General features: G+C 52.1%; 18 protein-coding genes. 10 read left to right on the forward strand and 8 right to left on the reverse strand.

The features are described 5' to 3' along the window. Positions 1-8: 8 nt before the first annotated feature. Complete coding sequence (locus SD425_RS23075; RefSeq protein ID WP_324672717.1) at positions 9-608, reverse strand: outer membrane beta-barrel protein; 600 nt, start codon at positions 606-608, stop codon at positions 9-11. Positions 609-902: 294 nt separating this feature from the next. On the opposite strand from SD425_RS23075, the gene SD425_RS23080 reads away from it, so the two are divergent. From SD425_RS23080 to SD425_RS23090, 3 genes are all read left to right on the forward strand, one after another. Then, on the forward strand, positions 903-3038 hold the full coding sequence (locus SD425_RS23080) for a prolyl oligopeptidase family serine peptidase (RefSeq protein WP_324672719.1): 2136 nt from the start codon (positions 903-905) through the stop codon (positions 3036-3038). 193 nt (positions 3039-3231) lie between these two features. Then, complete coding sequence (locus SD425_RS23085; protein ID WP_324672721.1) at positions 3232-3678, forward strand: hypothetical protein; 447 nt, start codon at positions 3232-3234, stop codon at positions 3676-3678. Positions 3679-3928: 250 nt separating this feature from the next. Next, positions 3929-5434, forward strand: coding sequence for a DUF4394 domain-containing protein (locus tag SD425_RS23090; protein WP_324672723.1), 1506 nt, complete (start codon positions 3929-3931; stop codon positions 5432-5434). A 105-nt stretch (positions 5435-5539) separates the two neighbouring features. On the opposite strand, the gene SD425_RS23095 is transcribed toward SD425_RS23090, so the two are convergent. The 3 genes from SD425_RS23095 to SD425_RS23105 all read right to left on the reverse strand — a co-directional run bounded on the left by SD425_RS23095 (position 5540) and on the right by SD425_RS23105 (position 6975). Then, on the reverse strand, positions 5540-5974 hold the full coding sequence (locus tag SD425_RS23095) for a carboxymuconolactone decarboxylase family protein (RefSeq protein WP_324672725.1): 435 nt from the start codon (positions 5972-5974) through the stop codon (positions 5540-5542). An 88-nt stretch (positions 5975-6062) separates the two neighbouring features. Continuing rightward, entirely contained in the window at positions 6063-6641 is a 579-nt protein-coding gene (locus SD425_RS23100; protein ID WP_324672727.1) for a Crp/Fnr family transcriptional regulator, read from the reverse strand. A gap of 61 nt (positions 6642-6702) precedes the next feature. Then, the gene (locus SD425_RS23105; protein WP_324672729.1) at positions 6703-6975 is read right to left on the reverse strand and encodes a barstar family protein; all 273 of its coding nucleotides are present in this window, start codon (positions 6973-6975) and stop codon (positions 6703-6705) included. A 192-nt stretch (positions 6976-7167) separates the two neighbouring features. On the opposite strand from SD425_RS23105, the gene SD425_RS23110 reads away from it, so the two are divergent. Beyond that, positions 7168-8943, forward strand: coding sequence for a DUF262 domain-containing HNH endonuclease family protein (locus tag SD425_RS23110; protein WP_324672731.1), 1776 nt, complete (start codon positions 7168-7170; stop codon positions 8941-8943). 77 nt (positions 8944-9020) lie between these two features. Then, on the forward strand, positions 9021-11636 hold the full coding sequence (gene clpB / locus SD425_RS23115; RefSeq protein ID WP_324672733.1) for an ATP-dependent chaperone ClpB: 2616 nt from the start codon (positions 9021-9023) through the stop codon (positions 11634-11636). 130 nt (positions 11637-11766) lie between these two features. Here the strand turns inward: clpB and SD425_RS23120 are convergent, their stop codons facing one another. The 3 genes from SD425_RS23120 to SD425_RS23130 form a co-directional block, all read right to left on the reverse strand. Continuing rightward, positions 11767-12177: a hypothetical protein gene (locus SD425_RS23120; protein WP_324672735.1), complete on the reverse strand. Its 411-nt coding sequence runs from the start codon at positions 12175-12177 to the stop codon at positions 11767-11769. 932 nt (positions 12178-13109) lie between these two features. Continuing rightward, complete coding sequence (locus tag SD425_RS23125; protein WP_324672737.1) at positions 13110-13679, reverse strand: hypothetical protein; 570 nt, start codon at positions 13677-13679, stop codon at positions 13110-13112. Between the two features lie 15 nt (positions 13680-13694). Beyond that, on the reverse strand, positions 13695-14189 hold the full coding sequence (locus SD425_RS23130) for a hypothetical protein (protein ID WP_324672739.1): 495 nt from the start codon (positions 14187-14189) through the stop codon (positions 13695-13697). 258 nt (positions 14190-14447) lie between these two features. Between SD425_RS23130 and SD425_RS23135 the strand changes: the two genes are divergently transcribed. From SD425_RS23135 to SD425_RS23150, 4 genes are all read left to right on the forward strand, one after another. Then, positions 14448-15452, forward strand: a complete 1005-nt coding sequence (locus tag SD425_RS23135) for a hypothetical protein (RefSeq protein ID WP_324672742.1) — start codon at positions 14448-14450, stop codon at positions 15450-15452. A gap of 260 nt (positions 15453-15712) precedes the next feature. Next, on the forward strand, positions 15713-18328 hold the full coding sequence (locus SD425_RS23140) for a pectinesterase family protein (RefSeq protein ID WP_324672744.1): 2616 nt from the start codon (positions 15713-15715) through the stop codon (positions 18326-18328). Between the two features lie 172 nt (positions 18329-18500). Then, positions 18501-19112, forward strand: coding sequence for a HupE/UreJ family protein (locus SD425_RS23145; protein ID WP_324672746.1), 612 nt, complete (start codon positions 18501-18503; stop codon positions 19110-19112). A 124-nt stretch (positions 19113-19236) separates the two neighbouring features. Beyond that, positions 19237-21597, forward strand: coding sequence for a M1 family metallopeptidase (locus tag SD425_RS23150; protein WP_324672748.1), 2361 nt, complete (start codon positions 19237-19239; stop codon positions 21595-21597). 115 nt (positions 21598-21712) lie between these two features. Here the strand turns inward: SD425_RS23150 and nhaA are convergent, their stop codons facing one another. Further along, entirely contained in the window at positions 21713-23029 is a 1317-nt protein-coding gene (nhaA, locus tag SD425_RS23155) for a Na+/H+ antiporter NhaA (RefSeq protein WP_324672750.1), read from the reverse strand. A gap of 297 nt (positions 23030-23326) precedes the next feature. Here nhaA and SD425_RS23160 point away from each other — a divergent pair, with 297 nt between their 5' ends. Continuing rightward, positions 23327-23734, forward strand: coding sequence for a hypothetical protein (locus SD425_RS23160; RefSeq protein WP_324672753.1), 408 nt, complete (start codon positions 23327-23329; stop codon positions 23732-23734). Positions 23735-23740 lie beyond the last annotated feature (6 nt).

Raw genomic sequence — 23740 nt, forward strand, 5'->3', positions numbered from 1 at the left:
TAGCTTCCTTAAAACCGAATAGCCGTTGCGACCTGCACCATTTGGTGCTTAAATTCTTGTACATCCGACCGTTGCCCGATACCAATGTGGTTTAAACCCTGCATGTACCGAGCTTGCAGGCTGAAGCCGTTGGTGATATAAAACTCCAGCCCAGCCGTAGCACCAAAGCTGCGCTCCTCGGTATCGTGCGTGATGGTTGTGGTCGTACCATTGGTGCGCTCTTTTGCCTGGAGAAGCAAGTCAAACTGGGGCCCAACTACGAAAGCTAGCTTTGATAGTGGCTTGTACTGCAAAAGCAGAGGCAACGACAGATAACGCAATTGGTACGTGGTGCCCGTACTTTTCTCGGCGCCACCCATTTGCGAAAACAGGTACTCCTGCTGAAGAAACAGGTTTTTGCGCAGCGGAATCTGCCAAAAGAAACCCGCCATTACGCCCGCCTTCCAAGTCGTTTCGACAGATACTACTGGTTTTGGAAAGCCTTGGTTGAAATTCGTATTGGTGATGTTCGCGCCTAGTCTGGCGCCAAATCGCACGGCTGCTTTCTCCCCTGGTGGTTCATCGGCAACAAATTGCTTAACACGCTGAGCACTCTCTGTTTCAGGCATAGCTTGTAGCATCTGGGGTGGTTGGGCCACGACGAAAAACGGCCAACTGAGAAAGATAAAACTTAGTTTAAGCTTCGTTTTACTTACAGAGCTTCCACCAAAACGTAGCGCATTTTTCATTACTTCAAACCTAGGTTGTGTATATACAGCCATGCAGGGGCGTTGTGGGTAAAGATAGTGTATATTAAATACATACGATATTATTCTCAACTAACCCGCTTCCTGCTACGGCCTGCCGCGTGCAACTCCGCGGCTCTACCCCAGACTTTAGCTACAACTACTTCTTCCAAGCACATGAAAAAACGCTTTATTGCCCTTGCTGCGCTGTCGTTAAGCAGCCAAGCGTATGCCCAATACACCCAAACGGCCATCAAGACGCTGCCTTACCCGCAAGCCAAGAAGGTAGACACCGTCAACACGTACTTCGGCACGAAGGTACCCGACCCCTACCGCTGGCTCGAGAACGACCAGGCCGCCGACACCAAAGCGTGGGTGCAGGCCGAAAACAAAGTCACCCAGGGCTACCTAGCTCAAATTCCGTATCGTGACGCCATTCGCAAGCGTCTCGAAACGCTGTGGAACTACGAGAAGTTTGGGGCTCCTTTCAAAGAGGGCAAGTACACCTACTTCACCAAGAATACGGGCTTACAAAGCCAATCAGCGGTATATCGCCAAGTGGGCAATGGCGCACCGGAGCTGTTTCTTGACCCTAATACGTTCTCGAAAGACGGCACCACCTCCCTGGCCGGCATCGACTTCACCAAGGATGGCAGCATGGCCGCGTACCTGATTTCGGAAGGCGGCTCCGACTGGCGCAAAGTGATTGTGCTGAAAGCGGCTGATAAAGCAATAGTCGGCGACACGCTTACCGACGTGAAGTTCTCGGGCATTGCCTGGAAAGGTAACGACGGCTTCTACTACAGCAGCTACGACAAGCCCAAAGTAGGCAGCCAACTAGCCGGCATGACGCAACACCACAAGCTTTATTACCATAAGCTAGGTACGCCGCAAAGCACTGATAAGTTGATCTTCGGCGGCGAGCAAACGCCTCGGCGTTATATTAATGCTAGCCTCACGGAAGACCAGCGCTTCTTGGTTATCACGGCCGCTAACACCACAACCGGCAACGAGTTGTACGTGCAAGACCTAAGCAAGCCGGGTAGCGCCATCACGCAGGTCGTAGATAATTTCGAGAGCGAAGCCGACGTAATTGACAATGTGGGTAGCAAGCTCTACATCTTCACCAACCTGCAAGCGCCTAATTTCCGCGTGGTGACCGTAGACGCAGCCAACCCTAAGCCTGCTAACTGGAAAGATTTGATTCCGGAGACGAAGAATGTGCTGAGCGTGTCGACAGTGGGCGGAAAAATCTTTGCCAAGTACCTGAAAGACGCTACCTCTTTGGTAGAGCAGTACGACATGACGGGCAAAAAGGAACGCACCATTCAGCTGCCTTCTGTCGGCTCGGCGAGCGGCTTCGGTGGCAAGAAAGAGGAGAAGGAGACGTACTACACGTTCACGTCGTACATCTACCCGCCCACCATCTTCAAGTACGACCTAGCTACTGGCAAGTCGACGGTATTCAAGAAGCCCACCGTGCAGTTCGACCCCACTAAGTTTGAGTCGAAGCAAGTATTCTACACTTCGAAGGACGGCACCAAGGTTCCGATGATCATCACCTACAAGAAAGGGGTGGCGATGAACGGCAAGAACCCCACGCTGCTCTACGCCTATGGTGGCTTCGGTGTGAGCGTGACGCCTAGCTTCAGCACCTCCAATATTGTGCTACTAGAAAACGGTGGCATCTACGCGGTACCCAACTTGCGTGGCGGCGGCGAATACGGCGAAAATTGGCACCTAGCTGGCACCAAGCTCAAGAAGCAAAATGTATTCGACGACTACATTGCCGCCGCTGAGTACTTGGTGAAAAACAACTACACCTCTAAGGACTACCTAGCTATTTCGGGCGGTTCGAATGGCGGCCTGCTGGTAGGCGCCACCATGACCCAGCACCCCGAGATGTTCAAAGTAGCCTTCCCGGCCGTGGGCGTGATGGACATGCTACGCTACAACAAGTTCACGGCCGGTGCGGGCTGGGCCTACGACTACGGCACCGCCGAGGACTCGAAGGAGATGTTTGAGTATCTCTACAAGTATTCGCCTTACCATGCCATCAAGCCAGCCTCCTACCCTGCCACGCTCGTTACCACCGCCGACCACGACGACCGGGTAGTACCCGCGCACTCCTTCAAGTTCGGTCAGCGTTTACAAGAAAGCCAACAAGGCACTGCACCTATTCTAATTCGCATCGAAACCAAAGCCGGCCACGGCGCAGGTCGCTCTACCGCCCAGGTTATCAGCGAACAGACCGACAAGTGGGCCTTCATGTTCCACAATATGGGCGTGAAGTACCCAGCCGCCACTAATTAAATACCGTTTTCAGTTACCATGCATGCTACAACGAGCCGGCTCCTAGGAGCCGGCTCGTTTTTTTGACCTCGCTGGTAGTACTTCGCTCCACACCTAAGTCGCTAACCTTGCGTTGAGCTTTAACTTTGTGTAACCAGCATCAATGCGCTGTGGTAAGATGCCACGTGTGTATGCTGACAACTATTGCTTTTTTATGTTTCGCTCCTCGCCTGTCCGCAAAGCCCGTCGTCAGTTCGTTCATCGTCGCCTGCGGTTGCGGTTGCGCATGTTTGCTCTGGTTTTCACGCTGATGCTGTCCATCGTGATGTACGACTTAATAAAGCTTGACACGCAGGTTCCGCCCGCCATTGGCGCTGCCATGGGTGGCTTTGTGGTTGGAATGCTATTAGCGCGCATTGCCAACATAAGATGGCACGAAGAAGCTAGCCAAGTAGTGGCTAAAATGGACAAGTTGGGCATCGTGGTCTTGGTGTGCTACGTAGCTTTTGCCTTTTCCCGGCGCTGGATCTTCGGCCATTGGTTTGCGGGTACGGAGTTGTCGGTGGTAGCCATGAGCTTTACGGCGGGCGTGATGCTAGCACGACTGCTATTTATGCGGCGCGAAATCATTCGCATTTTAAAAAGCCAGGAAAAGTACTAAACAGCATAGCTAGCTGTGTGTAAAACGCCGCTTAAATTCAATTCAACCACGAACAGCTATATAGCATCTTATTATATTGAATTTCAAGTATTAAATTATCTGTATTTTCTTTCCATAACTGGCCCAAAGAGGTAATAGAACCAACAAACTTTGCTCTTCATACAAAATTCATAAATCTGCTAAATCCAGTTGATACCTCAGCGTCGTAGCTCCTGTGTAACTAAGTTTTTTCACATTAAAACAATATTAAATGAAAAACCTTTTCAGCTTACGGAAGCTAGCTTTTGTGGGGGCACTGTTCTTTGCTCTAACTAGCTGCGACGATGACGGTGAATTTCCAGGCTACAATGGCACGCTTGATGTACCCTTTTATGCGCTAGAAGACGGCGTGCGCCTCACAGCCTTTTCCGCTGGCAATCCGCAGACTCCCGCCAGCGCGGCTCCCATCACAGGTTTGCAAACCGGCGAAACCATCCTTGGCATCGACTTCCGCCCGGCAACGGGCCAGTTATATGGCCTAGGTAGCACCAGCCGCCTGTACGTTATCAATCCGGCCACAGGCGCAGCACGCCAAATTGGTGCGGGCCCCTTCACACCGGCCCTAAGCGGTTCCATCGCCGGCTTCGATTTCAACCCTACCGTTGACCGAATCCGCTTGGTGACCAGCAATGGTCAGAACCTACGCTTGAACCCAGAGACTGGTACCGTAGCTGCCACCGATGGCAACATCAACGGCGCCGCCGGAGCTAGCATTGCGGCCGTGGCTTACACCGGTAACACTGCGGGTGCTACTTCTACCACCCTCTACGATATTGACGTAACCTCCCAAAAGCTTTACAAGCAGCTGCCGCCCAACGACGGTACGCTGGTAGAAGTTGGCTCTTTGAACCTTGCCATCTCCGGCGAAGGAGGCTTTGATATCGCACCCGAAACCGACAAAGCGTTAGGCCTCTTTAAAGTGGGTGGCAAAGCGACGCTCTTCTCCGTTGATCTAGCTACAGGCAAGGCTACCGTTGTTACGGTGTACAACAAGTCGTACACCGGCATTGCTATTCCGACGCAGCCAGTGGCCTACGCGGTTAATGCTAGCAATAGCCTCCTGATTTTCAACCCTGACAAACCGACCACCAGCATTGCCAAGCCCATTACGGGTCTAGCTAATGGTGAGTCGATTGTGGGCATTGACTTCCGACCTGTAAATGGCCAGCTGTATGCAGTAAGCAGCAATAGCCGGGTACTGACCCTGAATACCTCGTCAGGAGCCGCCGCCGTGGTGGCAACTCTAAGCACTCCGCTCGTAGGCAATTCCTTCGGTGTCGATTTCAACCCGACCGTTGACCGCATCCGCATCGTGAGCAACACCGGTCAGAACCTACGCGTGAACCCCGCCGATGGTGTGGCGATTGTGGACGGCGCCCTAAACCCCGGCACACCTGCCGTAACCGGTGCGGCCTACACCAACAACTTCGCCGGCGCTACTACCACGATGCTGTATGACATCGACGTGAACACAGACAAACTCTACCTCCAGAACCCGCCAAACAACGGCACGCTAGTAGAGGTAGGCAGCCTAGGAGTGAACGTGGAAGCCGCTAACGGCTTCGACATCGGCGGCACCAGCAACACGCCCTACGCCCTGCTCACCTCGGGTGGCAGCACTAAGCTCTACCGCATCAATCCGAACACCGGTGCCGCCACGGCCACCGGCGACTTCAACGGCTCGGCCACTGGCTTCGCACTGGGCCTAGGTTTCTAATTAATACGCAGCCGCATACAACACGAAAGCGCCGTAGCTACTTAGCTGCGGCGCTTTTTCATGTACTGCACTTAGGGTTTTACCGAGAGCTGGCTACTGTTGAATCTAGGCTTCCACCGGTAGCTCCGTGGTAATAGCAATACGGTTCCAGGCGTTAATGACCACAATGGCCATGATGGCCTGCGCCAGCGTGTGCTCATCAAACAGCGCAGCTGCTTGCTGATAGGTAGCATCCGACACATGGGCCTGACCAATAAGGGTCACCTCTTCTGTGAGAGCTAGCAATGCTCGTTCTTCGGGCGTAAACAAAGTAGTTTCGCGCCAGGCCGAGAGCAGGTACAAGCGCTGCTCAGTTTCGCCAATTTTGCGAGCGTCGCGCGCGTGCATGTTGAGGCAAAAGGCGCAACCATTGATCTGGGAAGCCCGCATTTTGATGAGCTCTTTCTGAATGGCGGTGAGCTTGCTCGTACTCAGGTATTTCTCCAGAGCAAACATGGCTTTGTAGGCCTCCGGCTCGATTTGCTGCATGTTGAGTCGCATAGTCGTGGTATTTTTAGGGTTGATGATGCGACAAAGTTCCGCCCCGCCAAGCAGGAAAAACTTAATCTAGTTCAAGAAAGAAGCAGACCTAGGTATGCCCCACTTTCGCCCGGATCTTACTCAGAAACTCGGGCGTGAAGTTCAGATAAGAAGCTAGCATATACTGCGGCACGCGCTGTACAAACCCAGGAAACGCATTGTTGAAGTGGTGATACCTAGCCTCTCCCGACAAACTGAACAAGAACTTGATCCGAAACAGCGCGGCGGCCGCCGACTTCTGAAGAATGATGCGAAAGTACCGCTCTAGCTTCGGCACTTGGCTGAATACTTCTTCTTGCACGCGCTTCTCAAACACAACCACTTCCGTGTTTTCGACGGCCTGAATAAAGAACTGAGAAGGCGCGTGATTGTCGAGGCTGGCGTAGTCGGTGAGCCACCAATTTTCGATGCCAAACTGAATGGTTTGCTCACCGCCCTTTTCGTTCAGCAGATACGTGCGCAGGCAGCCCCGCAGCACAAAGTAATTGGCTAGGCACACCTGACCTTCTGTTACTACATACTCTTTGCGAGCGACAGTCTGCGGTTTTAGATACGAGAGCAGCGTGTTGGCCTCAGCTTCCGTCAGCGTGACGTAGCGGGCAATGTGGGCGAGCAGGGGCGCGTACATGAGCAAGCTAGGTTTAGCAGGTAGACAACTTTGGTAAGGTACACCGCTGCACGGCTTGTCATCAAGCTAGGCTCATGCGGTAAGCTGGCCGGTACTCTTCGTAGTCCTTTATCACTTGCCGCAAGATGCCCATGTCCTTGGGGCACGTCTCCGCAAATTCCTCCCAGTTGATGAACGTCAGCTGCTGCGGCATTTGCACCACCGCCACAATGCAGTCCCAGAAGGCATCCCAACTTGCCCACCCAACTCCATACCACTCCGGAAAACCTAGCTCGCGCTTAACTAGCTCGTGAAAGGCTGGTTTGCTGCTGATGCCGCGCAGATCAATGGTCATAGCTTGATTGATGCAAGTGAGAATATGTACTCAACGTTCGGCCGAGCCCGGCTAGGTTTGCAATTCATGAGTTGGCCTAGCAACTCATGTAGAACCGCGCTATCTTGCTTCTGTTAGCAATAGACTCACAACGCCCGGATTATAAATCAGGCCGACCACACAAGTATATCACTGCTTTTAAGGATCTAATCTATGAGCAAGCCATTCACCCCTCATGCTAAAGGGATTGCAGAACTATTTACCAAAAGTGAAAGAAAAAGGCTTGTCGTACCGGCATTTCAACGCGGCTTTAGTTGGGAAAAACAACAAATAGGTGCTTTTTGGGAAGATACAATTGCTTTCGGGAAAGAGTATCAGCAAGCTCCTACAGCAGCAACATATTTTTTAGGTTCTATAGTTGTTACTAGTGGAGAAGAAGATATTAAAATACTTGATGGCCAACAGAGACTTGCTACTATAACAATGCTTTTGTGTGCAATAAGGAATAAAGCAAGATCATTACAGAATGACAAGGGCCATAACCTTGCAAGAGATATCCATAGAGACTATATAACTAAGGAGAATGAGGACGAGAATGAAGAAAATATAATATATAGCTTAACGTTAGGGGAGCTCGATGGCGAATACTTTAGAAGAACAATACAATCTGATCCACCTCTTCATGTAGAAGTACAACTAAAATCACACAAATTAATTCATGATGGCAATAAACTAATAAATGACTATGTAGGACAACTAATCGATAGCTTGACTAAAGAAGAGGCCATAAAGAAGTTATCATCATTAAAGAATTGGTGCACAAAGGGCATGCAAATGGTATCGATAGAAGTCAGCAACGACGAAGACGCATATCACATTTTTGAGACACTCAATGATAGAGGCATGAGTTTATCTACTGTAGATCTGCTCATAAACTTACTATTGCAAAAAGCCAACTCTGCGCAGAGACCTCACATTAGACAAAGCTGGAACGAGATTATAGAGAATTTTGGAAGAAAAGACATAAACAGGTTTCTTAGACATGTATGGATATCAGAATTTGGTGATCTAAAGAATAAGACATTATACAAAGCATTAAAATTGTACATAGAAGAGAATAAAGTATCTAGTCAAGAGTTCAGTGATAGATGCCTTAGCGATTCCACAACCTATATAAATCTTTTAGATCAAAAAGATATACCAGAAGGATCAATATCGAATGTATATGGAATAACAAAGGCGTTAGGTATGGGATATACTTTACCTATTCTTTTGTCTGCCAAGAGACATCTTTCTGATAAGAATTTTATTAAAATAACAAATACTTTATCAACAATATGCACGAGAACTTATATTATTAACTATAATCCCACTATTGTTGAAGAAATTCTTTATGAATCCGCAAAAAAGCTAACAACACTTGGTAGAGAAGGCAAGAATGAAAGCCAAATTTTGTCTCAGGTCAATGACTATCTTTCTGCATTGAATATCAGCGATGATGCAGTATTATCTTCTTTACAAAATGAGAGCTCAATCAGCGTCAACAATACTGCTGCGCTTTGGATATTAAAGAATATTATAAATAAACAACAATCTATCACAGGTGAATTTGCAGTCAGCAATAGTAATGTAGAACATATTTTCCCACAGAAACCTACTGTAGATTCATGGAATAATATATCGGAGCTAAAGCCTTACACTTATCACTTTGGCAATCTAACTGTTTTACAGGCTAAGCTCAATGATGCCGCTGCTAACTCAAGTTTTAAGAACAAGAGAGACAATTATTACAAAAAATCAGAAATCATTATTAGTAAGAGCATAGTTAATTATACAGAATGGACAAAAGATGCTATTCTACAACGTGCCCAAGAACTAGGACAGCTATTAAACTCTACTTTCAATAATTCAGCAAAATCAATAAAACAAATGGTCAAAAAGTCAGATATAACAAAGACAGAAAAGCTAAAAACAGCCAAAACGTCATAAAAACACGTTTTGCACCCCGTTTGCTATGTCCCCCGTAGAACTTCTTAACCCGAGGTATCTACCAACGACGAAGCAAAATGAACTTTAATAACTATACCATCAAGGCGCAGGAGGCTGTGCAGAAGGCCACCGAAATTGCCGGCGCCAACCAGCAGCAGGCCATCGAGACGGGCCACCTGTTGAAGGGAATTCTGCAATCGGACGAGAACGTAGTTAGCTTCCTCACCAAGAAGCTAGGTGCGAACCAGAACCTGCTAAATACCCGCCTGGATGCCGTAGTAAACGGTTATCCGAAGGTGAGCGGTGGGTCGCCGTACCTGTCGAACGAAGCCAACTCGGCTTTGCAGCGGGCTACGAACTACCTAAAAGAATTTGACGATGAACTTGTGTCGGTGGAACACCTGCTGCTAGGTCTGCTCAGCGGTAAGGATAGCACCGCTACGCTAATGAAGGATGCGGGCTTCTCGGAAAAAGAGCTGAAAGCCGCCATCAAAGAGCTACGCGGGGGCCGCAAAGTGACCAGCCAAACCGCCGAAGACCAGTACCAGAGCCTGAACCGCTATGCTCGTAACTTGAACGAGCAAGTGAAAACCGGCAAAATGGACCCGGTAATCGGCCGCGATGAAGAGATTCGTCGGGTGCTGCAAATCTTGTCGCGCCGCACCAAGAACAACCCGGTGCTACTCGGTGAGCCCGGCGTTGGTAAGACCGCCATTGTGGAAGGCCTCGCCCAGCGCATCGTGGCCGGCGACGTGCCTGAAAACCTGAAAGACAAGGTGATCATGAGCCTAGATATGGGCTTGCTGATTGCCGGTGCTAAATACAAAGGCGAGTTTGAGGAACGCCTCAAATCCGTCATCAAAGAAGTAACGGACTCGGAAGGCCAGATCATTCTGTTCATCGACGAGATGCACACCCTGATTGGGGCTGGTGCGGGCGGCGAGGGCGCTATGGACGCGGCCAACCTGCTCAAGCCTGCCTTAGCCCGCGGCGAGTTGCACTCCATTGGTGCGACCACGCTGAAGGAGTATCAGAAGTACATCGAGAAGGACAAGGCGCTGGAGCGTCGTTTCCAGGCCGTGATGGTAGATGAGCCGACCATTGAGGACGCCATCAGCATCATGCGCGGTATCAAGGAGAAGTACGAGCTGCACCACGGCGTGCGTATTACGGATGATGCCGTAATTGCCGCCGTTGAACTCAGCTCGCGCTATATCACCGACCGCTTCCTGCCCGACAAAGCCATCGACTTGATGGACGAGGCGGCAGCAAAACTGCGCATCGAACTGAACTCCATGCCCGTGGAGCTCGACGAAGTGCAGCGCCGCATTATGCAGCTGGAGATTGAGCGCGAAGCCATCCGCCGCGAAGATAATCGCGACCGGGAAGCCGTGCTCAGCAAGGAAATTGCGGAGCTAGCTACCAAGCGCGACGACTTGAAAGCTAGGTGGCAGGGCGAAAAGGACGTGCTGACCAACATCCAGACGGTAAAGGAAAGCATTGACCGCTTCAAGGTGGAAGCCGAGCAAGCCGAACGCCAAGGCGACTATGGCCGCGTGGCTGAGCTGCGCTACGGCAAGATCCAAGAAGCCGAAGCCAAGCTGAAGGAGCTGCAAACTCAAGCCAGCGAAAACAAAGACGGTGGCTCGATGCTGCAAGAGGTGGTGACCCAAGAGGACATTGCCGAAGTGGTAGCCAAGTGGACTGGCATTCCCGTGAGCAAGATGCTCGCCAGCGACCGGGAGAAACTCCTGAACCTAGAAGGTGAGCTAGGTAAGCGCGTAGCCGGTCAGTCGGAAGCCATTGCGGCTATTTCGGATGCTGTGCGTCGTTCGCGGGCCGGTCTGCAAGACCCACGTCGCCCGATTGGTTCGTTCATCTTCCTCGGCACCACTGGGGTTGGTAAGACGGAGCTAGCTAAGGCCCTGGCTGAGTACTTGTTCAACGACGAAAACGCCATGGTGCGCATCGACATGAGTGAGTACCAGGAGCGTCATGCCGTATCGCGCCTCATCGGGGCACCTCCCGGATACGTGGGCTACGACGAAGGTGGTCAGCTAACGGAAGCCGTGCGCCGCAAGCCATACTCGGTGATCTTACTCGACGAGATTGAGAAAGCGCACCCTGATGTGTTCAACATCCTGCTCCAAGTGCTGGATGATGGTCGCCTCACCGACAACAAAGGCCGGGTGGCGAACTTCAAGAACACCATCATCATCATGACCTCTAACACCGGAGCCGACATCATTCAGAAGAATTTTAAAGAGCTGAATGAATATAACCATGATGAAGTAGTGGACCGGACCCGCGAGGAGGTAATCGACCGCCTCAAGCAGCATATGCGCCCTGAGTTCCTGAACCGGATTGATGAAATCATCATGTTCCAGCCGCTCAAGCGCAAGGAAATCCGCCGCATCGTGGATATCCAGTTCCGCCAGATTCAGCAGCGCCTGGAAGAAGCCGGCATCCGCTTGGAAGCCACCGACGAGGTGCTCGACTACCTAGGTGAGCAAGGCTTCGATCCGCAGTTCGGTGCTCGTCCGCTGAAGCGCGTGTTGCAGCGCGTGATTCTGAACGAGTTGTCAAAAGACATTCTCTCAGGTCGCGTGAGCAAGGATGCGGTGGTAGAAGCCGTGCTGCAAGATGGCCAGGTACGCTTCGAGAACGTGGACGTGCAGATTCCAGGATTGTAAGAGCTACGTTTTTTGTAGTTGATTGGTAAATGTAAAAGCCCCGCTGACCTAGGTCGGCGGGGCTTTTCTATCTATGGCTTAGGCCAAGGGCGAAAGTACTTGGGCCGTAATCGTCGCCGAATTTTGGGAGCTAATGGCTCACCTGCTTCGTACCGGCGAATGAGCGCTTCTTCTTTCGACTGAACCTACTTAGCTTTTCAATTCCGACGACCAGTAGCGGCAATGTTTCTACCGTAAGAATGATCACAACTTGCCGTTTGTTGGCTGCGGTGTAGGGTAGCCAAGTAGTAGCGGATTCGGTTACTGGCTGCGCCGCTGCATAGCTTATTCCTCCTACGCCTAGCCCACTGTATACCGCAAAGAACCTACCGCCTCGCCGGCGGTTCTGAAACAGACGACGAATTGCTTGTGTCGTATCTGCTTTTTGTATTTGAACAGCAGGGAATAAATCAGTTGCATTACTGTTGCCTGTTGGGGTGATATTCTGCGCGGAAAGCGACGCAGCAAGTAGTAGCAGAGCTAATAGTAAATTGATTTTCATCGTCACTCACTTTCATAGATTGTTAGAGCAAAGGACAAGTTCAGTTCTCCAATAAAAAAACAACGACTTCACAGCCAAAAGTCTAATTTACAAACAACGAATACAGCAGTTCTACGTCTCAGCAGCACTTTTAGAAGCAGAACGAGACGACAAAATCATAGTTACAGATGTCCTCCGTAAGCGCTTTTTTATTCAGCTTGACTTACCATCTTATGGGTCAGCACTAAAATCAAACAGCCTCACTAACCTAGGTTAGCGAGGCTGTTCTGTTTCGAGCTAAAACTTATCAATTGGCCTTACTACTTAACAACTTCTTCTCATTACGCTTACCGAGCAAGGGTAGCCAATTGCGCACAAACTCTGATAATGGCTCCCCTCGTTCTAAGGCAACTAGTACCTCCCGCTCGTGACGGCGGTTAAATTGAATCATGTTTGCCACACTGAAAGAAGCTGCGCTAGCGCCCATCGTAAGATCCACTCCGGTCGTCCAGTCGCTGCGCCCACCTATGATGTAGCCTAAAGCTGCTGCCGAACACAGTTGCGCCAGCAACAGCTCCTACGGTACTATACAGGCGGCCCCGTTTGAATATCTTGTGCACCACCTGCCGCATGCTATCCGATAACGGTTTGGTGGACGCTAGCACCGTAGTGGAGCTCACCGCTAGCGTGGGCATAGTAGCGGTTGCCGGCTGTGCAAAGCTGGCGCTGCTAGCCGTGAACAACATAACTGCAAACAAACTAACATTCTTCATAAGGGTATAATTTGTAAGGTTTTACCAATACTCAACTTATACAGAACGCACTTATTGTATCAAAGATCTAGCTTAGCTGATCACCGCACTCAATATATGGAAGGCGCACAAAAAAGCTCCCTTAGCAATACGCTAGGAGAGCTTTTTTGTGCGCCTTCATGGCAGCTAGTTACCTACAAATTACTTAGAGGTATTGCTCGTTTGTAACTGCTCACGCTGCATTTGCTGGCGTAGCGCCTCTCGTAGGTAGGCGGCTTCCGCGAAGTGCTGTTGCTTTAAGCCGCGCCGATACTTGGCCGGAATTGGTTTACCCGCTGCGTAGGCGTGGTCCACGGCAAGCAAGTGTTTTTTGTTGTAGGTATTGGCATGCACAATAAATCCGGCGAACGTACCTGCTAGCACCGCAATACCTAGGGGCGGCGATATAGCCTCCGACGCAACCGTGGTCCGGCCGTAGCTATCGGTCGAGGAGATGGGCAATGCGAGCGACATACCCACGATAAAGGGAATCGTGAAGGCATAGCCAGCCACTCGGCGGCGACGAAACATCGAGAGCAGCGCACCCGTTGTGTCGGCTTCCGCAGCTTTGGGTTGGTAGCGCGGCAAATACCAACCGTTGAACAACAGCACTGCTCCAGAGTCGGCAGATGCTGTGGGTGGCGCTGCGGGCAAGCTAGCATTAGTAGACTGAGCAAGGAGTGTAGTCCCAAACAGCACTAGCACCAATAGCAAGCAAAAAGACTTACGCATAAATACTAGAGCTATTTACTTAGCAGGCTTATAGTCAACTGATTTATATTGAATGATCGGTTGGGTAAAAAACCGGCGCTTCAGCTTTCGGCGCGTGCTACGTGCCAAGGGATGACCAGCAGCATAGGTCGTGAGCGTCTTTTCTAGGTTACCGTTGCTGTAGTGCAGCATCTTGCCTAGGCCGTAGGCAGCAAACGGAACCAGCACCAAGGCGGCAGCTGCACCGTTGCTGCTGTTGTCTTGCACTACATACGCGTTGTTGACTGTCGTGCTATTGGAAGCAGTGGCCACTCGGGCCGCAACCAACGCCGACGAAAAGATCCAGCTGGCACCACCCGCCTGCCGCCGGCTATACAAATTAATAATAGCCTGCGCAGTATCATTATTCAGATATTGAGCACGTAGATGCTGCTTGAAGGTCTCGGACTTCAGATTACCAGAAGTAGTTTGGCCTAGTGCAGTACCAACACCCATGCTTAGCAAGCCACCGATAAGTAGTGCTTTTATCATATGATAGGAGTAGAAAAAGAATATTTATAGCAAAAAATGATGGCTCTGTAGCAATAATTCGTCCCAAGTTTAGCTTGCATGTTCTTGTGTCTTGCTCTTGCAGCCACGGGACAACTTCCTTGGGGAAAGCTGTTCAGCTTACCTAGCTTTTTCTAACTGCGTATATAATTGTGTCTCAAGCGGATCGTACCTTGCTCGGGTTCGTATAGTAAAATTGCATTCTAGTTCTCCAACCACTACACCTTCATCCTACCCAGTATGCCCAACCTCTTCTTTCCTCGACAATCCACCCGGATTGCTTTTCGCCGTTTCTTCTCACTAGCCGCGCTGGCGATTGGCACGTCTTCTTTCCTGGCTTCTTGCTCGGAAGACGGCACGCTGCCTAACCCATTTACCCCCGATAAAGTCACTGTTGCGCAACCTGGCGTCTTTCCGGAGGGTGTACAATACGACGAGTTGAACCAGCACTTTTTGGTGAGTTCACGCCGCCTGGGCCGGATAGGAGCCGTGGAAGACGACGGCACCTACACCGTGTTCGGCGACGACTCACGGCTGATTTCCACCATCGGCTTGAACATCGACCCTGTTCGGCATCGCTTGCTAGCTGCCGTGTCTGATAACGGGTCTAACGCAACGCGTACGTCGCCTGCCACCCTGAATAAGCTAGCCGCCTTAGCGATTTTCAACTCGAACAATGGCAACTTGGTTAGTTACGTTAACCTAAGTGCGCTCCGGCCCGATCAGCGCCATTTCGCGAATGACATAGCCGTAGACATTGAAGGCAACGCTTACGTAACTGATAGCTTCTCACCGATCATTTACAAAGTTGATACGCAAGGCAACGCCTCTATCTTTCTGGAAGATGCGCAGCTAGGTGCTGCTACTGGTTTTGGACTTAATGGCATCGTCTACCATCCCGATGGCTACCTGATTGCAGCCAAAACAACGGAAGGCGTGTTGTTCAAAATACCCATCAATGCTCCTAAAAACTTCACGCGTGTGACGAGCAACCAGAGCGTTGTAGGCGCCGACGGCCTCTTGCTCCTGAATGCGAAGACGTTGCTACTAGTATCTGGTTCGCAGAGCACCGTGCTCCGCTTATCCAGCAACGACTCGTGGGCTACGGCTAATGCCACGGGCAGCTTTGCGACGGGCGCAACTAGCCCCACCACCATTACCCGCCGTAGCATTTCGGACGCGTACGTGCTTTACCCTTACCAAAGCACTGCCACGCAGTTCGATATCGTAAAGACCAAGTTCTAAGCTAGGCTTTGCTCCTAGCGCTTATCCCACACTGCAAAAAAGCCCCACTGTCATTCATTGGCAGTGGGGCTTTTTGTAAGAAGTATATAGCAGAATTACAGCTAAATACCTGAAGCATGAACTAGCAAGAAGAACGTAAATAGACGCTTGCAATCGTTCCCGGCAACGATTGCACAAATTATCTAGTCAGCAGGCGTCTTATCAGCTACAAACCCCGTTAATATGCCTTTCCAACCTCAATCCCACCAAAACCAAACACTATGGTTCCACATTCTACTTACCGTGCGGCCCTGCCCACCAACAAGCGTTGGTTTCTCCTTGTCTTGTTGCTGCTTGGCTCAGCGTTCTACTCGCCGCTTTTCGCCTACGACTTAGTGGTGGCGAAAGACGGAAGCGGCAACTACAAAACGGTGCAGGCCGCCATTGATGCTGTACCCACCGGCCGCACATCGGTCTATACCATCTTTATCAAGAATGGTATTTACCAGGAGAAGGTGACGGTGCCAGCTAATAAGCCTTTCGTGCAACTGATCGGTGAAAGTGTGGCCAATACCATCCTTACCTGGAACGACAACGCCAACACCCCGAACGGCTCCGGTGGCACCCTAGGTACTGGCGGCTCAGGCAGCGTGACGGTGAATGCCACCGACTTTTCGGCGCTGAATATCACGTTCGTTAACTCCTTCGGCGACGGTTCGCAGGCAGTAGCAGTGAGCTTGTACGCTGATCGGGCCGCTTTTAAGAATTGCCGGTTCCAGGGCAACCAAGACACGCTGCTCAACTACGGCAACGGTCGGCAGTACTTCAAGGATTGCTACATCGACGGCAACGTGGACTTTATATTCGGCAACGCTATTGCGCTGTTCGACAACTGCGTGATTTATGCGAAGACGCGCACGACAGCGGGCAGCTCCTTTATCACGGCCGCGAATACCCCGCCCGGTCAGACCTACGGGTATGTATTTCGGAACACCAAAATTCCGTCGAACACTGGTGGCACGCAGTACTACCTAGGTCGGCCCTGGCAAAATTCCACTGGCTCATCACCACTAGCCGAAAACAAAGTTGTGTTCCTGAAGACGACCATCGGCGCCAATCAGATTCTACCAGCCGGCTGGGTCACCTGGGATGCTGGCACCGATGTAACGAAGATCACCTACGCCGAGTACCAGACGCGCTACTTCAATGGCAAACTGGTACCCGTGAACCAGCGCGTGACTTGGTCGAAGCAACTGACGAGTGCTGATACAGCTCAGTACGTGAAGGCCAAGCTGTTTGGTACTTGGGACCCGTGCACGGTAGTCGCAGGCTTCTGCACTACCCTGAACACGCCCGACATTGCGGTATCGAACTTCCGGGCTACCAAAGGCGCTACGCAGGCTACGCTCGACTGGAATATTAGCTGGGCCATGAGTCAGATCAAGTATGAGCTGTTTCGCTCGACGGATAATGTGACCTTCAATAAAATATACGAAGCCACAGCCCAGAATGACTCGACCTACAACTTCCAGGCAACCGATGCGCTACCTGCCGCTGGTAATATCTACTACTATTACTTGCGTGCTTCCAAAGCGGGCCTAGCTACGCACACTACTCCCACTATTGAGGTATCGAGTGTGCCGACCATCAACATTACAGGTGGCACTATTACCTTTGCGCAGTACAGCAACGGGCCTTCCGCCCCGCAGACGTACGTGCTGGCGGGCGTAAACCTCCTAGGCAGCGTGACCATTACGCCACCGCCTAGCTATGAAGTGTCGGCGAACGGCGGCACAACGTGGTATAACTCGGCCACTCCGCTCGTCCTCTCCCAAGCGAACAATACCCTAGCTAGCACCACTATTAGCGTACGCCTGAATGCCTCGGCGGCGGGCACGTACGGCGGCAACATCGTGCACACGAGCACGGGGGCTGCTCCCGTCAATGTAGCCGTGAATGGCACGAAGGTGAATACGCCACAGCCCGTATCAGTGCCCTTGCAATGGTGGCCTCTGAAAGTGAATAACCAAGATAGCGCAGCTGTCCGCAGCACAAGTGTAATTGCGAGCAGCTCCACGTTGCGTAATTTTTACGTTTCGAATGGCACGACGGTACCAGCAATCAAGGCTTACTCGAAGGCATTTGGTCAGGCGCTGGGCGCGTCGGCAAACGGTGATGGCACGTGGGTACCGAACCCTAGCAGCAACCCTAACCGCCGGTATTATGAGGAGTTCACCTTGACTACTTCGCCCAACAGCACCTCTATCCGAGTCGATTCATTGGTGTTCACGGCTGGTTTTTACGGTACAGCCAACGGTCGCTTGGCCGTCCTAGTTTCGCGCAGTGGCTTCGTCTCCGATTCTACAGAGCTGACAGGCGGCCGAGGGCCGGTTGGCAGCCTCAATAGCAGTACCGGACTAGGCACCTTTGCTAGTCCGTTGGTGCTGGCCAACCAAACCAATGGCGTGACCACTACCTTTCGCTACCCATTGAACAGCACTACTGGGCTCACCATTAGCACAGGCCAGAAGCTCACGGTACGGCTCTATTTCTCGGCGGGCACGACCAGCGCCGGCCGTTACTCCTTGCTCAAGGACGTGCATTTTAAGGGAGAGCGGCTTAACGTGACGGCGGCAAACAAGCCGCTTGCTGGCACCTCGTTCCACGTTTATCCGAACCCTACCCACGAGGGCAACTTAACCGTGGAGCTAGGTGGTTACGCCCAAGACGTAACTCTAACCTTGTGCAATGCCTTGGGCCAGCAGATCTTCTCAACAAAAGTTAAAGCTGGTCAAACGCAAAAAGTGCTGCCGCTGGGCAAGCTAGCTTCGGGCGTGTACATGCTGCGGGCACAAAGCCAAGGCGGCACCGATGTCCGCCGGATTGTGCGGGAATAAATTTGGGTTGATGGAACAGACAAACGGGCCGCTGGTAAGTAACCAGCGGCCCGTTTGCTATCATATTATGGCTACTTCTGAGCGAAATACTCCGTCTTCGTTCTTACTCACCGGTTCTCTTGGGATAGTCGAGCTTCGAAAGGAAGTTTGCAGAGATGCCTAGCTTTAGGGCATGGCTTCCGTTTTTCAGACTTACCTCAAACTCGGGTTTTTCCACATCTTCAACCTGCAGGCCTACGATCATCTCGTCTTCCTGCTGGCCCTTTGTGCGCCTTACGTGCTAACCGATTGGCGACGAGTGATAGCCCTGGTAACCAGCTTCACCGTGGGGCACAGCCTGACCCTAGCGCTGGCTACCCTAGGTTTTGTAAAGTACGATGTTCAGGTAATTGAAACCCTGATTCCGATTACCATCCTGCTGACGTGCGTGCTGAACATGCGGCAGACTGGCCGCGAAGATTCCCGCCGCCTCGACCGCAGTTCCTGGCGTCAGGGGTCGGTTGTGTTGGCGCTGCCCAACTTGCTGGCCGCCGTCTTCGGACTGATTCATGGGCTAGGATTTTCGAGCTACCTACGCGAGCTGCTTGGCCGCCAGAGCCGCCCCGTACTAGAGCTGTTGGCGTTCAACCTAGGGGTTGAATTTGGTCAGCTGCTTATTGTGCTGATCATTCTGCTGGTGGGGTTTACCATGTTACAAGTCTTCCGGGTAGCGCGCCGCGACTGGATCCTGGCGGTGAGCAGCGCGGCGGCGGGCATCGCTGTGGTGCTCTTGCTGGGTGTTTGATAAGGAAAGATGACGTGTCCTAGCTTCTTCGTGCAACTTGCCTTTTTAGGGCTTGTCTGTAAGCACGTTATGGAGCTGGCTTTTGTATATTTGTTTTTACGCTGTCTCGAAACATCTTCTTAATATGCTGAAACACTTACTTTTAGTGGCTGGCGCCCTCGGGCTGGCTACTATGCCGTTGCGGGCCCAAACCACCAACTCCGGCACGGATAAGTTTGCGCAGCTCGGCACGGAGTTGCCGACGCCCAACGAGTACCGCACAGCCAGCGGTGCCCCTGGTCACGCTTACTGGCAGCAGCGCGCCGACTACAACATCCGCGTGAAGCTCGACGACGAGAAGCAGGCCATTACTGGCTCGGAGGACATCACCTACACGAACCTCTCGCCCGATGTGCTGACGTATCTGTGGGTACAGCTCGATCAGAACATCCTGGATAAGAACTCCATGACCACCGCCACGCAGATCGCGCAGGTACAGGAGAAGATGTCGTTTCAGGCCATGGACTACCTGATGAAGTCGGACTTCGACGGCGGGTTCAAGATTGAATCGGTGAAGATGAAGGGTGGCAAAGACCTGCCGCACACCATCAACCACACCATGATGCGCATCGACCTGCCCACGCCTTTGCGGCCGAAGCAGTCGGTGACGTTCAGCGTAGCGTGGCACTACAACATCAACGACCAACTCAAAATCAGTGAGCGTTCGGGCTACGAATACTTCCCCGAGGACAAGAACTATCTCTACGAAATTGCGCAGTTCTACCCGCGCATGGCCGTGTACTCTGATAACCAGGGCTGGCAGCAGAAGCAGTTCCTAGGTCAGGGCGAGTTTACGCTGCCTTTCGGCGATTACCGTGTGAGCATTACTGCCCCCGCCGACCACGTGGTGGGTGCCACTGGCGTGTTGGTGAACCCCGATCAAGTACTGTCGGCCGCGCAGCGCAAGCGTTTACAGCAAGCCAAAACGGCAACGAAGCCCGTGTTGGTTGTAGAGCAACCTGAGGCAGTGAAGGCCGAGGGAAGCCGCGCCAAAGGCACTAAAACCTGGACATTTGCGGCCGAAAATGTCCGCGACTTTGCGTGGTGCAGCTCGCGCAAGTTTATCTGGGATGCCCTCGGTGTCAAGCAGAACGGCAAAGACGTGATGTGCATGAGCTACTATCCCAAGGAGGGCAACCCACTGTGGGGTCAGTACTCGACGCAGGTAGTGGCTCACACCATTAAAACCTACTCGAAATTCACGATTCCTTACGAGTACCCGGTTGCCATTTCGGTGCACGGGCCCGTGGGCGGCATGGAGTACCCTATGATTTGCTTTAACGGTGGCCGCCCCGAGAAGGACGGCACCTATTCGGCGGAGCGGAAATACGGAATGATTTCGGTGATTATCCACGAAGTCGGCCACAACTTCTTCCCCATGATCATCAACTCCGATGAGCGCCAGTGGACTTGGATGGATGAGGGCTTGAACAGCTTCGTGCAGTTTTTGACGGAGCAAGAATGGCAGCGCGACTATCCATCGCGCCGCGGCGAGCCGAAGAACATCGTGCCCTACATGAGCATGGATAAGAGCTTGCAGAACCCGATCATGACCAACTCGGAATCGGTGTTGCAGCTAGGCAACAACGCCTACGGCAAACCTGCTACCGCGCTGAACGTGCTGCGCGAAACGGTGATGGGTCGTCAGCTGTTCGACTACGCCTTCAAAGAATACGCCCGCCGCTGGGCCTACAAGCACCCTGAGCCGGCTGACTTCTTCCGCACCATGGAAGATGCCTCGGGCGTGGACCTCGACTGGTTCTGGCGCGGCTGGTTCTACGGTACCGACCACACTGACCTCAGCATCGAGGGCGTGAAGTGGTATACCGTGGATTCGAAAAACCCCGAGATTGAGAATGCCCGCAAGCGGGAGATGATCAACGCGGCGCCTAAAACCATTACCCAGCAGCGCAACCTCACCGATCTGCAGAAGACGCTGGTGGATGATAAGCCTGAGCTAAAGGACTTCTACAACACGTACGATCCTACTGCCACAACCGACGCCGACCGTGCTCGGTACCAGAAGTACATTCAGACGTTGAGCCCCGAGCAGCAGAAGCGTCTCAACAACGGCTTGCAATTCTATGAAGTGAACCTGCGCAACCTAGGTGGCCTCCTAATGCCCGTCATCGTGCAGATGACCTACGAGGACGGCAAACAGGAGCTGGTGAACATTCCGGCCGAAATTTGGCGCAAGAACAACGAAGTAGTAACGAAGGTCTTCATCACGGAAAAGCCCGTGGTGGCTTTCTCCCTCGACCCTTACCTGCAAACCGCTGATACCGACGTGAGCAACAATAGCTTCCCCCGCAAACTAGCTCCGTCGCGCTTCGAGTTGTTTCAGCAGCAGCAGCAAGCGGTACCCAACCCGATGCAGATGCAGTCGAGCGCTGCCAATCCTGAGAAGAAGGCTAATGGTACCGGTACTACCGGCGGCACGAACTAAGCTCGTTACCGTTTCCCATAAAAAAAGCCAGGCAGTACTGCCTGGCTTTTTTTATATCAGCTTTCTTTAAGCTAGGTCACAGAGCAAGAATTTAACGCTGCACCTATTTCGTTACTTACAACGGCGAAATAGTAGGAGCCTTGCGTAACAGCAAGTAGCCGACCACGCCCGATAACAGAGAAACTAGTAGAATGGCTAACTTAGCTACTGCTTCTCCTTCAGAATGTTCTCCTAGGGCTAACAGCGTAATAAACAGTGACATCGTAAAGCCAATGCCTCCCAAAATCCCGGCGCCCCACAAATGTCGCCACGACACACCGGGCGGCAATGCGGCCCAACCGAGCCGCACACTGGCCCACGCAAACAGTCCAATTCCGAGCGGCTTGCCTAGCCCTAAGCCGGCCATAATACCTAGCCCCAACGGGGAAAGCAACTCCTTAAACACGGAGGATTCTAGTGCTAAGCTCGTGTTGGCGAAAGCAAACAGCGGAATGATACCAAAGCTGACCACGGAGTGCAGGCGCTCTTCCAGCTTCTGGGCCGGCGAGCTGATAACATTCACCAAATGCTCCATTTCTTCGCTGATAGTCCGTGGGTCAGCCTCGGAGTTATGTGCTTCATCACTTAGGTAGGTTAATCGGTCATTCAGCAGGCGCAACAACACGGGTCGCTCGTGGCTAATGCGAAACGGAATAGCCACCGCCAACAACACGCCGGCGAGCGTAGCATGTATCCCCGATTCTAGCGTGAAGTACCACAGCAACACTCCCAAAGGAAGGTAGCACCACAAACTGCGCGCCCCTAGCCAGTTGAGCAGCAACAGCACCGCCCATGTGCCCACGGCCAAGTAGAGAAAAGTCAGGTGCAGTTCGCGGGTGTAGAAGCCCGCAATAACGAGCACCGCCCCTAGGTCATCGACGATAGCCAAGGCCGTGAGAAATACCTTCAACCCCAGGGGTACCCGCGAACCGAGCAGCTGCAGGGCGGCTAGGGCAAAAGCAATGTCGGTGGCCATGGGAATGCCCCAGCCACCCGCAGTGGGGGTGCCCCGGTTGAAGAGCGTAAACAGCAGAGCTGGTAGTAGCATCCCGCCTAGCGCCCCGGCAATTGGCAAGGCCGCTTGCCGCAACGAGGACAGTTCGCCCTCTAGCACTTCGCGCTTAATTTCTAGGCCTACTATCAGGAAAAAGATAGTCATTAGCCCATCATTGATCCAGTGCAGCAAGCTCTTGTCGAGCACCCAGCCGTTGAAGGCAATGCGTAAGTGCTCATCCCACAGGGCCGGAAAGTAGCGCGCTACTCCCCAGCTGGTATTTGCCAGCAACAGCGCTAGGGCAGCACTAAAAAAGAGAATAATACCACTGGCCGCCTCACGCCGAAAGAATTCTGCAAAGGGCCGCACCAGCGGTCGTACGAGTTGAGTAATAGCCATAGGCAGTAGAAAAGAAGTACGTGTATCCCACAGACCGTTTGGGTAGTCGATGATTCCGCGTAGATGCTAGAGAGTACGTACCAAAGTAAAATCTGCTGCAATAAGCGTCGAAAAACGTTGTACTAGCGTCGACCTATCCATAGGTGCTTTCGCTTTCCTATTCTTTGGCCGCTAAGCAAGTTTCAACGAACTTATGAGACATCGACCGGAGCTAGCTACCAGTTATTGACCTAGCTTCTTGGAAACAGGGGCAGCGCTATTACGTTACACTATCTTTCCGCTTGCTAATTGCCCGTGATGCTTACCACCCACCATTACTTCTCCAACGCGCTTGGGACCCTCGAGTACTTACCTGACTCCTACGTGTACTTGCGCTGGTCAGGAAAGGCACCTACCAGCTTAGAGTTGCGGGCGCTCTACATCCATGCGCGTAATCTCTTGGAGCGCACCAATCTCTGCTGCCTGCTCGTCGACCACCGTGCGCTGCCGGCAGCCTTCGACGCAGCGGACCAAGAATGGCTGCTCACGCGCTGGTTACCCGAAACGACAGCCCATACGCATTGTAATCGCTACGCTGTGCTACCGGCTCTGGAGCCAACTCACCGCCTGCACACCGACCCAGTAATCGCCAAGTTTCGGTGCTATTTTTCCGTTGCCCTCTTTGAAGATCTTAACCAAGCCACTGCTTGGCTGCAAACGACCTAGCTATCG

Source organism: Hymenobacter sp. GOD-10R, from assembly GCF_035609205.1.
Taxonomy (GTDB): domain Bacteria; phylum Bacteroidota; class Bacteroidia; order Cytophagales; family Hymenobacteraceae; genus Hymenobacter.